The sequence below is a fragment of the Serratia sp. 3ACOL1 genome (assembly GCF_003668775.1).
GTDB classification, from domain to species: Bacteria; Pseudomonadota; Gammaproteobacteria; order Enterobacterales; family Enterobacteriaceae; genus Chania; species Chania fonticola.
On sequence record NZ_CP033055.1, the window covers coordinates 5,555,907 to 5,569,287 of the forward strand.

At 53.3% G+C, this 13,381-nt stretch carries 14 protein-coding genes; 12 read left to right on the forward strand and 2 right to left on the reverse strand.

What is annotated here, in order from left to right:
* Window positions 1-5: 5 nt before the first annotated feature.
* From D9980_RS25235 to D9980_RS25270, 8 genes are all read left to right on the forward strand, one after another.
* Window positions 6-2,516, forward strand: coding sequence for an outer membrane usher protein (locus D9980_RS25235; RefSeq protein ID WP_121608763.1), 2,511 nt, complete (start codon window positions 6-8; stop codon window positions 2,514-2,516).
* A 101-nt stretch (window positions 2,517-2,617) separates the two neighbouring features.
* A complete protein-coding gene (locus D9980_RS25240; protein WP_121609089.1) occupies window positions 2,618-3,379 on the forward strand; it encodes a fimbria/pilus periplasmic chaperone in 762 nt (253 codons plus the stop codon).
* A gap of 75 nt (window positions 3,380-3,454) precedes the next feature.
* On the forward strand, window positions 3,455-4,057 hold the full coding sequence (locus D9980_RS25245; RefSeq protein WP_121608764.1) for a fimbrial protein: 603 nt from the start codon (window positions 3,455-3,457) through the stop codon (window positions 4,055-4,057).
* Window positions 4,050-4,586 (forward strand): fimbrial protein, encoded by a 537-nt coding sequence (locus D9980_RS25250; RefSeq protein WP_121608765.1) that lies wholly within the window; start codon window positions 4,050-4,052, stop codon window positions 4,584-4,586. Before D9980_RS25245 ends, D9980_RS25250 begins: the two co-directional genes overlap by 8 nt.
* Entirely contained in the window at window positions 4,583-5,065 is a 483-nt protein-coding gene (locus D9980_RS25255) for a fimbrial protein (protein ID WP_121608766.1), read from the forward strand. The genes D9980_RS25250 and D9980_RS25255 overlap by 4 nt, the downstream gene beginning before the upstream one ends.
* A 10-nt stretch (window positions 5,066-5,075) precedes the next feature.
* Window positions 5,076-5,564, forward strand: coding sequence for a fimbrial protein (locus D9980_RS25260; protein ID WP_121608767.1), 489 nt, complete (start codon window positions 5,076-5,078; stop codon window positions 5,562-5,564).
* Window positions 5,565-5,574: 10 nt separating this feature from the next.
* Window positions 5,575-6,120, forward strand: a complete 546-nt coding sequence (locus D9980_RS25265) for a fimbrial protein (protein WP_121608768.1) — start codon at window positions 5,575-5,577, stop codon at window positions 6,118-6,120.
* 55 nt (window positions 6,121-6,175) lie between these two features.
* Window positions 6,176-6,997 (forward strand): PapG chaperone-binding domain-containing protein, encoded by an 822-nt coding sequence (locus D9980_RS25270; protein ID WP_121608769.1) that lies wholly within the window; start codon window positions 6,176-6,178, stop codon window positions 6,995-6,997.
* Between the two features lie 179 nt (window positions 6,998-7,176).
* Here the strand turns inward: D9980_RS25270 and D9980_RS25275 are convergent, their stop codons facing one another.
* Both D9980_RS25275 and D9980_RS25280 read right to left on the reverse strand, forming a co-directional pair.
* Window positions 7,177-7,653 carry a hypothetical protein gene (locus D9980_RS25275; protein ID WP_121608770.1) on the reverse strand — a complete coding sequence of 159 codons (477 nt, stop codon included), beginning with the start codon at window positions 7,651-7,653 and terminating at the stop codon, window positions 7,177-7,179.
* Window positions 7,646-8,443 carry a winged helix-turn-helix domain-containing protein gene (locus D9980_RS25280; RefSeq protein ID WP_121608771.1) on the reverse strand — a complete coding sequence of 266 codons (798 nt, stop codon included), beginning with the start codon at window positions 8,441-8,443 and terminating at the stop codon, window positions 7,646-7,648. Before D9980_RS25280 ends, D9980_RS25275 begins: the two co-directional genes overlap by 8 nt.
* A gap of 393 nt (window positions 8,444-8,836) precedes the next feature.
* On the opposite strand from D9980_RS25280, the gene D9980_RS25285 reads away from it, so the two are divergent.
* From D9980_RS25285 to D9980_RS25300, 4 genes are all read left to right on the forward strand, one after another.
* Window positions 8,837-9,508: a helix-turn-helix transcriptional regulator gene (locus D9980_RS25285; RefSeq protein WP_162304332.1), complete on the forward strand. Its 672-nt coding sequence runs from the start codon at window positions 8,837-8,839 to the stop codon at window positions 9,506-9,508.
* 159 nt (window positions 9,509-9,667) lie between these two features.
* Window positions 9,668-10,207 (forward strand): fimbrial protein, encoded by a 540-nt coding sequence (locus D9980_RS25290; protein ID WP_121608773.1) that lies wholly within the window; start codon window positions 9,668-9,670, stop codon window positions 10,205-10,207.
* Between the two features lie 41 nt (window positions 10,208-10,248).
* Window positions 10,249-10,827, forward strand: coding sequence for a fimbrial protein (locus tag D9980_RS25295; RefSeq protein ID WP_237734139.1), 579 nt, complete (start codon window positions 10,249-10,251; stop codon window positions 10,825-10,827).
* An 18-nt stretch (window positions 10,828-10,845) separates the two neighbouring features.
* The gene (locus D9980_RS25300; protein WP_121608774.1) at window positions 10,846-13,380 is read left to right on the forward strand and encodes an outer membrane usher protein; all 2,535 of its coding nucleotides are present in this window, start codon (window positions 10,846-10,848) and stop codon (window positions 13,378-13,380) included.
* Window position 13,381 lies beyond the last annotated feature (1 nt).

Here is a 13,381-nt window from a genome sequence, read left to right on the forward strand (position 1 = left end):
TTTTCATGGCGCGTTATTTTTCCCGCTCCCTGCTTGCCATTTTGTGTCAAGCCAGCCTAGGCAGCAGCGTATTGCTCGGTGCGGTGAGCGTGGCCCAGGCAAAAGATATCCAGTTCAACACGGATGTCCTGGATCTCAAAGATCGTGACAACATTGATTTAGGCCAGTTTTCGCACCAGGGCTTTATCCTGCCGGGCACTTATGACCTAGCTTTGAGCCTGAATAATCAGGTGCAACCTGCACGCCCGGTAACGTTCTTGGCGCCGGACGACGATCCGAAAGGCAGCCAGGTCTGTCTGAGTAAAGAGATGGTGGACCAGTTGGGTCTGACCAAGGCCGCATTGGCAGGGTTGACCTGGTGGCATCAGGGCGAGTGTCTGGATCTGGCTAGTCTGGATGGGCTTCAGGCCCGTACCGATCTCGGGACCAACACGCTGTACCTCAGTATCCCGCAGGCTTATCTGGAATACAGCAGTGCGAACTGGGATCCGCCTTCGCGCTGGGAAGAGGGGATCCCGGGCATTTTGCTGGATTACAACCTGAATACTCAGGTTCAACGCAAGAGCCAGGACGGCACTCAGGATTACAACCTCAGCGGTAATGGGGTGGCAGGAGCCAACCTGGGGCCGTGGCGGTTGCGGGCCAGTTGGCAGACCAGGATCGACCATCAGAGTGATTCGGCAAAAGAGAATACCCGCAGTTTTGACTGGACACAGTACACCGCCTACCGGGCGATTGCACCGTGGCGCGCCAAGCTGACGTTGGGGGAAGATTTCCTGAATTCCGACATCTTCGACAGCTTCCGTTTCACCGGGGGCAGCCTGGTCTCTGATGACAACATGCTGCCACCGAATCTGCGTGGTTATGCGCCAGAAGTGACCGGTGTGGCGCGCGGCAACGCCAAGGTCGTTATTAGCCAGCAGGGGCGGGTGATCAAGGAAGTCCTGGTCGCCTCTGGGCCATTCCGTATCCAGGATCTGGATAGCGCGGTCTCTGGCGCATTGGATGTGCAGGTCGAAGAGGCCGATGGCAGCGTACAGCGCTTCCAGGTGGATACCGCCACCATTCCATACCTGACACGACCCGGGCAGGTGCGTTTCAAGCTGGCGGCAGGCCGTCCATCTGACTGGCAACATAAGGTTAATGGGCCGATGTTTGCCACGGGGGAGTTCTCCTGGGGCGTGAGTAATGGTTGGTCGCTGTACGGCGGCGGGCTGGGAGGCGATGAGTACTCGGCCCTGTCACTGGGGATTGGGCGTGATTTGATGGCTTTTGGGGCCTTGTCTGCGGACGTGACGCAGTCCCGGGCTCGGCTACCGGATCAAGGCACTCAGCAGGGGGGCTCCTACCGCCTGAGCTACTCGAAGCGTTTTGATGATACCGGGAGTCAGGTGACGTTTGCCGGTTACCGCTTCTCCGACAGTGGTTTTATGTCGATGGCGGACTACCTGAGTGCCAAGGATAACGCCAATCGGATAGGCCCTGGGCGTAGCAAGGAGATGTACACCCTGTCCTTCAGCCAGCAGTTCGAGTCGCTGGCGATGAGTGGGTACCTTAACTACAACCATCAGACCTATTGGAACCAGGCCACCAGTGACCGTTATGACCTAACGGTTGCACGTTACTTTGATATTGGCAGTTTGCGTAACGTCAACCTGTCGCTGACGGCCTACCGCAACAACTTCAGCAACACCAAGGATGACGGCATGTATCTGTCGCTGTCCATGCCATGGGGAAACAGCGGCATGCTGGGCTATAACGGCTCTTATGCTGCGGGTGACAATACCAACTCGGTCACCTATTCCGATCGGATCGGTGATACCGATAACTATACGGTCCGAGCTGGGATGGCGAATAGCGATGCTGATTTCAGCGGCTATTACTCACACCGTGGCACCCTGGCACAGGTGAATGGCATGGCCAGTTACCGCTCCGGGCAGTATAGCTCGGCAGGAGTGTCGATGTCGGGCGGAGCTACCCTGACGGGTGAAGGCGGCGCTTTACATCGTACATCGATAATGGGTGGGACGCGGATGCTGGTTGATACCGATGGTGTAGCAGGAGTGCCAGTAGGCGGTTATGGCAACACGGTCAACTCCAATATCTTCGGTAAAGCGGTAGTGGCGGATGTGAACAGTTATTACCGCAGCAGCGTACGTATCGACGTAGACAAACTGGCCGACAACGCCCAAGCCACCGGCTCAGTGCTGCAAGGCACGCTGACCGAAGGGGCCATTGGCTATCGTCACTTTGAAGTGGTAGCGGGTGAGAAGGCGATGGCGGTAATACGTCTGGCCGATGGTTCGGTGCCGCCTTTCGGTGCCACGGTGCTGAACGCCAAGCAACAGGAAACCGGCATGGTGAACGATGCAGGCAACGTCTACCTCAGCGGTATCAAGCCGGGTGAGACCATGACGGTGCACTGGAACAGTGCCGAACAGTGCCGCATTACGCTGCCGAAAGAAATACCGGCGGGAATGACCGCCAACCTGCTGTTGCCTTGTGTAAACGGATAACGGCAGCGAATTAAACCCAATGAACAGTAAAGGGCGTCATTGTCCGCAGGCTTTTGAGCCTGCCGAGATGGCGTCCGATAGGAAGAGTATAGGTAATGATGATGAAAAGATTTTTTGTGATGAGCCTGTTGGCAGGAGTTGCGGTAGCCACATTGGTTCCATCTGCGCAGGCGGCCATTTCGCTGGATCGGACCCGCGTGGTATTCCCGGGGAATGAGAAGTCAGTGAGCCTGACCGTGCGCAACCAGAACCCGGAACTGCCCTATCTGGCTCAGGGTTGGCTGGAGGATGCCCACGGCACCAAGCTGGAAGGGAACAGTGCGTTTACCGTGCTGCCACCGGTACAGCGTGTCGAACCCAAAGGGCAGACCCAGGTAAAAATCCAGGCAACGCCGGGAGCCAACATGTTGCCACAGGATCGCGAATCGCTGTTCTTCTTCAACCTGCGGGAAATCCCGCCGAAAAGCGACAAGTCGAACGTATTGCAGATAGCGCTGCAAACGCGCATCAAGATGTTCTATCGCCCGGCTGCACTAGCCGAAGCGGCGGCCAAGCAACAGGCGACGCCGTATCAGGAGCAACTGACGCTGAGCAAAAAGGGTGACCAATACACCGTCAACAACCCAACGCCGTATTTTGTGACGTTGATTGGTGCCAGCGCCAGGAAAGAAGGCGAAGTGGTGAAAGGTTTTGAACCAGTGATGGTGCCACCAAAGGGCAGCGTCAAGCTGGGCGGCAGTGCGGCGGCGTTAGGGGCGACCCCGGTGCTGGTGTATGTCAATGACTACGGCGGTCAACCGGCGCTGACTTTCAAATGCAGTGGCAGCAGCTGCCAGGTGGATGAAAGCAAGCGCGACAAATAATCACCCGGCATCAGTGGTGGTGATGGGCGGTGCCCGGCGGGCATGAACCGTGAAGGACGAACAAGGAAAACAATCATGGAAAAGAGAAGACTGCCCGGCAAGACGGCAAAGTATTCCGTCCTGAGCGGAATGGTACTGGCTGCCTTGCTTTCTCCCTTGGCACAGGCCGCAACGGGGTTGATTGACGGTGAACACGGCGTGCTGCGCGTGTCGGGGGCGCTGACCGAAAGCGCCTGCCGCCTGGAGATGAGCAGTGCCGACCAGTCGGTCGAGTTGGGTGATGTGGGAACAGGCCGTCTGCAACACGTGGGCGATCGCGGCACGGCGGTGGCGGTACAACTGCGTTTGCAAGACTGCCTGCGCAGCGCGGCCAACAATCGTGATCAGCAGGGCAACCTGACCTGGAGCACCAACCAGCCTGCGGTGTCGTTGACCTTTACCGGCGTGCAGGATAACTACGAACCCAATCTTTTCCTGGCGAGCGGTGTGGGCGGTATGGGGCTGCGTCTGACGGATGCCTCCCGCCGTGACGTCGTGCCGGGGTTGGCCGGACAACCGCAGTTGCTGACACCTGGCAACAATGTACTGACCTACTATATCGCGCCGGAGCGCACCGAGGCGCCGCTACAAGCGGGCGCGTATCTGGCCCATGTCAACTTCAGGCTGAGCTATGAATAGGTTGGTTTATCGGCCCAAGGGCCGCTCCGCTTTCAGGAGTCTTTGGCGTACTGCTATCGGTACGGTGGGGTGCCTGACGTTGTGCCTGGCTGCGGCACAGGCCAGCAACCAGCTTGCGCTCACCATCAAAGGGATCGTGATGACGGGACCCGCTTGCATAGTGAATGGCAACACCGCGATTGACGTGAACTTTGGCAGTGCCTTGCAGACCACCAGCATTGATGGCAACAACTATGCCACGCCGGTGCCGTTTTCTCTGAGCTGTACCGGCAGCACTTCCAGCTTGCGTCTGCGGTTCCAGGGATCGGTCAGCGGCTTTGATCCTGACGTGTTGGCAACCAACTTTACGGATCTGGGGATCAAGCTGTTGAAACCGGACAACAGTGCGTTAGCGTTGGGTGAATGGTTTACCTTCAGCTATTCGGCCACGCCGCCTGCCATCAGTGCCGTGCCGGTGAAACGGGCGGGGTCCATTCTGCCTGGTGGTGTGTTCAACAGTACGGCAACGCTGCTGGTGGAGGTGTTATGAAACAGCTAACAGCGGTATGGCCTGTCCTGGCCCTGACGATCGCTCTGGGTTGCGCGTTACCGGCGCAGGCCGTGGACGTCAAGTTCAGCGGCACCCTGGTGGTGCCACCGCCTTGCGTGATTAACAGCAACAGCGATATTTCCGTGGATTTTGGCAACGATATGCTGGCCGGGCGGATAAATGGGGTGAATTACGAACAGCCCATCACTTATACGTTGGACTGCACTGAAGCGACCTCTGCCACGTTGAAACTGCAATTTCAGGGCGGTGGCGCAGGTTTTGATGCCAGCGTGCTCGCGACCAGTAAAGCCGATCTGGGCCTGGAACTGCGCAGTGACGGCGTCAAGCTGCCGATGAATACCTGGCTCAATTTTACCAACCCGGCTCGTCCGGTGCTGACGGCCGTTCCGGTCAAAGGTAGTAGCCTGAGTGGCGGGACTTTTACCGCAGCGTCGACGCTGGTCGTGGATTATCAGTAAGGGATGACCGATGAAAGCAAAATATGTCGCGCTTGCCGCAGGGCTAGCCATGATGGGCCTGATAGCTCAATCGGCGCATGCCGTGCAGGTGAACTTTCAGGGCGGCCTGGTGGAGGCGTTGCCTTGTACCATCAATAACGGTGGGCTGATCGAAGTAGATTTTGGCGACAATCTGGTGATCCGCAATCTCGACGGGGTGCGCTACAGCAAGCCGATACCTTATCAGATTGATTGCAGTGCGGCAGGGGTGGTCAGATTGAGTATTAAGGGGGAGCCGAGCAGTTTTGACAACACGGCCCTTCAAACCAATCTGACGGGGCTAGGTATCCGTATTCTGCTGGGTGGTGGGGTGCCTTTCTCTTGGCAGTACACGCATTTTGAGAATGTTGACGTGCAATCTCCCCCGGGACTGTCCGCAGTCCCAGTGGCCGATCCAGCGCAGCCACCGAGCCCGGGAGCATTTACTGCCCGAGCCACGCTGCTGGCCGAATATCAATAGGAGCCGTTTGATGAAGCAATGGCAAGCGTTACCACGGATCGGTCTGGCACTGATGTTGACCTGCCCGTTTTTATTCTGCGCACCGGCACAGGCGGTCGAGAACGTGGAATTCAGAGGCGCGCTGGTGAATGCGCCCTGTACCCTGCGCCCGGGTGACGAGGCGATAGAGCTGAATTTTGGCACGTTGGTTAACAAGTTCCTTTACACCAATACGCGCAGCCCAAGCCAGACGTTCTCGTTGCATCTGGATGACTGTGATACGGCGGTGGCAACGGGTGTGAAGCTGAGCTTTATGGGCACCGAGAGCACGGCATTGCCAGGGCTGTTGGCGCTGGATGCTGCCAGCGTGGCCCGCGGAGTGGCGGTGGGGATGGAAACAAGCGCTGGCCAGGCGTTACCACTCAATGTCCAGGGCTCCACCACGCCACTGACGCAGGGCAACATGGTGATTGCGTTGCAGGCCTACGTGCAGGCAGAACCTGCAGCCAAGGCCAACCAAGGGATAGTAGAGGGGGCATTTACAGCCACCGCGACCTTCGCGCTGGAGTACCAGTAGCACGCCGTGCCGCCGCATAGCGGCCCCTTCCTTTCCTGTTATCGAGACTAACTTTATGTACGACATTGTTAAACGAATGAAATCGCTAATTGCTTTATTCTGCCTGATGACCAGTACGTCCAGTTTTGCTGCGTTCGTCATCACCAGTGCGCAATTCGACCAAGCAACACAAGAGCTGTTCTTCACCTATACCGACGGTGTCGAACAATTCGATACAACAAGCATCCGCCCGGGCACGACCTCGTTCTTTGACGTGTGTGTGACAAAAAATAATGTTGGGTGGAATGCCTATGCTACAGATACGTATTGCGCCTTTAGTTATTCTACTCAAACCTACGCAAGTAATTACTATTACTGGTCGGATTTCCAAACGGAAGTAATGAAGAGAACGGGGCTCGGATCCGGCGGGAGTTGGAAGGGCAAGGCCTGGCGTGTCAATGCGAATACAGGAAACACTCGCACCTGTGTTGTCTATGAAGGTCCTAACAGCCGGAATGCGAGACTGACAACGTCGTGTGTAAATACTGTTCTCAGGCCCTTCACCACCGGGTGTGATATAACCGGGCCCACAGTTCTCGACCATGGCTTGGTGGACAGCACTGCCATAGCTGGGAATATCGCCAGCCTCACGGCGACGATAACGTGCCCGACTCCAGCTAAAGTTGTGATAACTGTACCCGCGCTATCGGATAACACCACCGGTTTAGGCAATGGAATACAATCGACTATCACCATCAATGGTTCGAAATTCCCACCGCCAATCACCATTAATGGTTCGGCAGATGTGAAGATTGAATCGACTCTAGCCCCCACGGGTGGGACCGTCAAGGCTGGCGCGTTCAGCGGGTCTGCGGTTGTTGTGGTGGATGTTCTTTAGGTTAGCCGTACCAAACCACGACGATGCCATCACCGGAGGAAAGAGATTCTTTCCTCCGGTTTTCTGTTTTAGCCATTCGATGCCAGCTTTAAAGCGTGTCCTCCCCAAAGCGAAACTCGTTTACGTCAAACAGCCCTTTGCTGGTCATATCGAACGCTCCATCTCCGTATCGCAGCATTTCACTTACGTGCACAGTAAAATGACGGCACCTGCCCGGTAGAAAAAACGTACCCTTCTTTAGATGCGGGGTAAGCGGTGAAGTCGAACTTCAGCCCCGGTTCCAGGTAAAAAAGAGGGAGGTAACGGGCGAGATCTTTGCTGTCACTGTTGTCGGCCGGTGTGGTTACCGCTGAAATTGACTTAAGATGATAAACTTGTTTCATCTGATTGAAATCAAAATAGCTTTTTCTGCTGACGCTGGTGGTCTTGTCGCCCTGCTTAAGGGTGCCCTTCAGGCTGACAATGCCATTATTACCCTGGAAGATAAAGTTAACCATGAGGGCCAGCTCCGCATCATCTTTGTGAACCAGCAGCATGGCTTCGCAGTTAAAATGTGTTTGCTGATATTGGCTATAGAGGCGGTATGCCCCCAGCGCGAGCAACAGGAACAACAAAGAGAGTAGTGTAAATACGCCGAACAGTTGGGGCTTATTCATTATGCTGCCACTCCAGATAATATTCAGAAATACAGAGATTCTTTGTCCCTGAAGCAAATGGCCATTCGCAGCGAATAACTGAGGCTCGTGGAACCAATGGGTTGGCGGTAAAGTAGACAACCTCCTGTTTTTTGCAGGTGAAGTTGTTCTGCGCAATAAATTGCATGTAGGACTGCAACGATGTCTGGCCGCTGTGGAGATAGACAGAACACTGCTCTATATTCCCTACGAAGTTAAAAGTAGAGAAGAAATTCTTGTTCTCTGAGCTATTCCATGCAGCTAACAGCGCAATACCGACACCAAAAGAGAGACTAAGCAATATTGCCCACACATAGCGAGGCCGAGAGGATGCTTTTTTATCCACTTTGCTGGGTGTCGGCGGTTGGTTTTCCTCCACACTAGGTATTTCTTCGGCAGAGGTTGTACTTATGTCCGGTATTATTCTGGCAACCGGAACCATTGAGGGGATGGTAAGGCCCTGGCGGGGCACTGTTTTTATCACTGCTTGCTCATAGCCGGCAAGCTTTAATCCTTTACGTAGCATAAGGATGTTTTGGTAAAAGGTATTGTTAGATACCTCTAAACCATTTTTTTGCCATCCGGCTTCAAACAGATCCCGCTGAGGAACCAGTTCACCTTGTTGGCTTAATAAGAGCTGAAGGCAGCGTGAGGCTGCGATAAATAGCGTGATTTTCTCACCGTTGATACGAGAGTAAAGCAAGTTTTCCTCAGGCCAGAACTCAACGCTGTCACCGATGAGATAATAATAACCGCTACAGTTACTAGTCATTCCTTTCACTTCCTTGTTCAAAATCACGAGCGTTATTAAAACAAAAAATAACGGACAGCATACAATTTATTAAATGAGATTTTTCTTGTTGATTGCTAATGCATCACCGTTGAACCGCCAGGATCCAGGCTGCTCCCGGGTTTGCGTTATAAAATTTAGCAAGATTTTTCTGATTAGTAAATTGATTAATGCCGATTAATGCTCAAATATATCGCTCTAGGCATCTTCTTAAGGTTAGTTGATCTTAAGTGAAATTTTTCTCATTACTATGATTTTATTGGTTTTTTTATATTACTTAAATGAAATTTCACAGGTTGATATAAATTGATTATGGCATTTTGGCGTCGGTCGCTAACATGCATCCAACTTTTCAGCGATAGTGGCGGGAAGCAGATGTACGATAGCCGACATGGATTTGGCGATAAGTTTGGTAGCGTTATGGACGACGGGTACGGTGTGAGCGAATATAATTTCGATTTTCATAGTGAAGATATAACTGAGATTTCGTTCCATATCTCCAGCAATAATAGCTACTTTTTACAAGGTATCAGATGCAGCTTGCTTAAGTTACAGCAGCAGCATAGTCATGTTGCCTTTGAACATTCGATATCGGATGGTTCGGCACGCAGTGCATTGCTGATTAGCGAAATGATACGTGAAAAGAAAAGCCGAACGTTGATGGTGGTGATTGCCAGTACTGCGTTATTGAACATATTGTCGCTAAGCATTGAGCAACGCTACAGAGACCGGGTTGTTTTTATTGCGGCCAATGAGTGTTCTAATGCTCTGCTGACACAGATTGCCGATTCACCAAATACAACATGGGCAAAACGCGACAAATTTATCCCTAAAGGGACCTTGGCTGCGTTAAGCAACAGAGAAAAACGGATTTGCTATTATCTTTTTCGTGGTTACACGCCAAAGATGATTGGTGCGATTTTAGGGATTAATATTAAAACGGTCAGCAGTCATCGCGTGTCCGTTATGAAGAAAATTGGTTGCACCAATAAGATAGGGTTATATAAGACCTTGCGGGTCTATTACGGTACCAGCGTAGAAGGCTGACCGTTATAACCTACCTTGAGTGCCCTAAGTATAAAAAATGAAGCACGTCCCCATTGGATATTGGGCGGGCGCTTCATGTTTTTTGCAGTCCCCAGATCATGCTTGGCATGGATGGTTATTAGTTGTTTATATCAATTTATTTAATAAAGGAATAGAAATATGAAACTGAACAAATTCATGGTTGCCGCAATCGCTTTGGGTTTTGTTTCTGCTGCCAATGCTGCACAGGACGCGGGCCATGGCACAATCGAATTCTACGGTTCCATCATTGATGCACCTTGCTCTATCGCCCCAGGCGATGACAACCAGCGTATCCCAATGGGCCAGATCGCTAACGTGGCACTGAAAGACGGCGGTAAATCTACCCCTGAAAACTTCTACATCCACCTGGAAAACTGTGATGCATCTACCCTTAAATCGGTAACCACTACCTTCACAGGTCCAACTTCTGCAGGTAACGCCGATCTGCTGGGCATCACCGGTACTGCACGTGGCGCTAGCCTGGCTATCACCGACGGTAGCGGCACACTGATCAAACTGGGCCAGGCAACTGCTCCACAGGGCATCCAGGATCAAACCAACATCCTGAACTTCTCTGCTTACCTGCAGGGCGACATGGGTGTAGACGGTAAAACTGCTGCAACAATCGTCCCAGGCGACTTCAGCACCACTACTACCTTTACCCTGGCTTATCAGTAAGTTTTAACCGGTCAAGCGGTCACACATGCGGGGAAACCCGCATGTTTATTCTGAAGGTCATGGTGTCGAAGGGAATTAACAGCGTGAACAAAATGGAATATATCGTGGCGAGTTGCCTGCTCAGCGCTCTGTTTAGCGTAACCGCAACGGCGGATACGTTTTTGGGACGGGGCCGTGTCGTCATGGAAGGCAGCATTATTGAAACTGCCTGCGCCATTGAGATGAGCAGCCGTGAGCAAGTGATTGAGATGATCACCGTTCCTACGTCACAGATTGCTCTTGATGGGCAAGGTATCGCTAAACCTTTTGTCATTCGCTTAATTAACTGCACCTTGCCACGCTTCGATCCCACAATGCCCGATTGGCAGGCATTTCGCGTTACCTTTGATGGTTTGAAGGATGGCGCCTTACTGGGTATTGAAGGCGAGGCCCAAGGCGTTGGGCTACAGATCAAAGACCAATCAGGCAACATCGCATTACCCGGCGTGGCTATGCCCCTGGCAGAGTTAAGCTCCGGAGATAAGCTGCTGCAATACACCATAAACCTGTTGCCGAATCACCAAATACTGCGAGCCGGTGAGTACCGTTCCACCGTGCGTTTCAAAATGGATTATTACTGATAAACGGAATTTTTATCGATGGCCAAACCTGTTGCGAATTCTACTTTCCGGCTGCGCGGATTGTGGGTCTGTATTGCTTTATCGCTGGGAAGCCCGGTTTATCTTACGCATGCCGCAGATGATATCCAGTTCAATACCGATGTGTTGGATATTAAAGATCGGGAAAATCTCGATCTCAGTCATTTCTCCCGTGGCGGCTATATTATGCCAGGGACTTACACCATGGCGGTGTTTCTCAACCGGCAGCAAATAGCGGAGCGTTCAATCACCTTCGCGCCATCTAAAGCAGATCCTAAAAGTAGCGAGCCTTGCCTGACGCCTGAACTGATCGAGCTATTTGGCCTGAGAGACAGCGTGCTTAAGGACATTGTCTGGGAAGACGATCGGCAATGTATCGATCTGCAAAGCATCCCAGGATTGACGGTTCAGGGCGATCTGGCGACTTCGTCCCTACAGCTCAGCGTGCCACAAGCCTATCTTGAATACAGTTCTGAGAATTGGGATCCGCCTTCCCGTTGGGATAACGGCATTACCGGTGCGTTGTTTGACTATAACCTGAATTTCCTGACCACGCGCCAGCAGCACCAGGATCAGGCCTATAGCCTGAGTGGTAATGGGACCACCGGGGCTAACTTTGGCCCTTGGCGTCTGCGCGCGGATTGGCAGTTGCAGATGCGGAATCAGTCTGGCAGCAACGGCGAGAATAGCCTGGATTGGAGCCGTTATTACGCTTATCGCGCCTTGCCCAAGCTGCTTGCCCGCCTGACGCTGGGAGAAAATTTCCTCAATTCAGATATTTTCGACAGTTTCCGTTTCACCGGCGTTACGCTCAATACCGATGACAACATGCTGCCACCTAACTTACGCGGCTATGCCCCGGAAGTGAGTGGCGTCGCCAAAAGTAATGCCAAGGTGACCATAAGTCAGCAGGGCCGGGTGTTGTATGAAACGCAGGTCGCGCCAGGCCCGTACCGCATTCAGGATTTGAATGATGCGGTTTCCGGCCAACTGCAGGTTCGCGTTGAGGAGCAGGATGGCAGCGTGCAGGAGTTCACCGTGAACACCGCCAGCATCCCTTATCTCACCCGTCCAGGTTCGTTGCGCTATAAACTCGCGGCAGGCCGGCCAAGCGATTGGAAACACAACGTCAGCGGGCCACTGTTCTCCACCGGCGAATTCTCCTGGGGGGTTAGCAACGGCTGGTCACTGTACGGTGGCGGCGTAGGGAGCGACGACTATAACGCGTTGGCGTTGGGGGTTGGCCGCGATCTGATGATGCTGGGCGCACTGTCGTTCGATGTCACCCAATCCCGGGCTAATTTGCCGCAGGAGAGCTCGCTGTTTGGTAACTCTTATCGCCTCAGCTATTCCAAACGTTTTGACGATTATGACAGCCAGGTGACGTTCGCGGGCTATCGCTTCTCCGAACGCAACTTTATGAACATGAGCGAATTTTTGGATGCTCGGACTACCGGTTACCGCACCCAGAGCAGCAAGGAGATGTACACCGTTACGTTCAATAAGCAGTTTGTCGAGCTGGGTCTGAGCACGTTTATCAACTACAGCCACCAGACCTATTGGAACGACAGTGCCAACGATCATTACAACCTGTCGCTGGCGAGATACTTCGATCTGGGCAAGTTCAAGGATCTTAACCTCTCGTTGACCGCCTATCGCAACAAATTTAACGGCACCAACGACGACGGCATGTATCTGGCGATCACCATTCCCTGGGGTCACTCAAGTTCCATCACCTACAGCGGGTCATGGGATCGCAATGAAAATACTCACCAGGTGGGTTATTTCGGCCGTGTGAATGACGCCGACTCCTATCAGATCAGTGCAGGCGCTGCTCGCCAAGGCGCGGTTGCCAGCGGTTACTACACCCACTTGGGCAACGACGCACAAGTGAGTGCCAATGCGGGTTATCAAGCAGGGCGATCCAGTTCTCTGGGCCTGATGCTGCAAGGTGGGGTGACGGCGACCGGGGAGGGCGTGGCTATGCATCGGATTGGCATGCCAGGCGGAACGCGCATTTTACTGGATACCGACGGGGTCGCAGGCGTTCCTGTGCGCGGCTATGGTGCCACCACTTTATCCAACCGCTTTGGTAAAGCTGTGGTGTCCGATCTCAACAGCTACTACCGCAACCAGGTCAGCATCGATCTGAACGCACTGGACGACAAAACCGAAGCGCTCAGCTCGGTGCAGCAGGCGACATTGACCGAAGGGGCGATTGGTTTGCGGCGTTTCGAAGTGGTGGCTGGTGAAAAAGCGATGGCGGTGGTTCGTCTGGCTGATGGGTCATCACCGCCTTTCGGTGCCACGGTACAAAATAGCAAGAAACGGGACGTTGGCATTATCAACGATGACGGCAGCGTTTACCTGAGTGGTATTCAGCCCGGCGCCAAGATGACTACCAGTTGGAATGGTATCACCCAGTGCGAAATAACGCTGCCAACGCATATCCCACAACACGGGACACAGAATTTACTGCTGCCTTGCCGGCCCATCGCCGCAGGGGAAAATCCGGAAACGGAAAACAGAAGCTGAA

Coding starts and splice junctions, on each gene's coding strand:
- D9980_RS25265 (WP_121608768.1), top strand. CDS start 5,575: ATGAAGCAATGGCAAGCGTTACCACGGATCGGTCTGGCACTGATGTTG.
- D9980_RS25285 (WP_162304332.1), top strand. CDS start 8,837: ATGTACGATAGCCGACATGGATTTGGCGATAAGTTTGGTAGCGTTATG.
- D9980_RS25255 (WP_121608766.1), top strand. CDS start 4,583: ATGAAACAGCTAACAGCGGTATGGCCTGTCCTGGCCCTGACGATCGCT.
- D9980_RS25290 (WP_121608773.1), top strand. CDS start 9,668: ATGAAACTGAACAAATTCATGGTTGCCGCAATCGCTTTGGGTTTTGTT.
- D9980_RS25270 (WP_121608769.1), top strand. CDS start 6,176: ATGTACGACATTGTTAAACGAATGAAATCGCTAATTGCTTTATTCTGC.
- D9980_RS25250 (WP_121608765.1), top strand. CDS start 4,050: ATGAATAGGTTGGTTTATCGGCCCAAGGGCCGCTCCGCTTTCAGGAGT.
- D9980_RS25275 (WP_121608770.1), bottom strand. CDS start 7,653: ATGAATAAGCCCCAACTGTTCGGCGTATTTACACTACTCTCTTTGTTG.
- D9980_RS25235 (WP_121608763.1), top strand. CDS start 6: ATGGCGCGTTATTTTTCCCGCTCCCTGCTTGCCATTTTGTGTCAAGCC.
- D9980_RS25260 (WP_121608767.1), top strand. CDS start 5,076: ATGAAAGCAAAATATGTCGCGCTTGCCGCAGGGCTAGCCATGATGGGC.
- D9980_RS25240 (WP_121609089.1), top strand. CDS start 2,618: ATGAAAAGATTTTTTGTGATGAGCCTGTTGGCAGGAGTTGCGGTAGCC.
- D9980_RS25295 (WP_237734139.1), top strand. CDS start 10,249: ATGTTTATTCTGAAGGTCATGGTGTCGAAGGGAATTAACAGCGTGAAC.
- D9980_RS25300 (WP_121608774.1), top strand. CDS start 10,846: ATGGCCAAACCTGTTGCGAATTCTACTTTCCGGCTGCGCGGATTGTGG.
- D9980_RS25245 (WP_121608764.1), top strand. CDS start 3,455: ATGGAAAAGAGAAGACTGCCCGGCAAGACGGCAAAGTATTCCGTCCTG.
- D9980_RS25280 (WP_121608771.1), bottom strand. CDS start 8,443: ATGACTAGTAACTGTAGCGGTTATTATTATCTCATCGGTGACAGCGTT.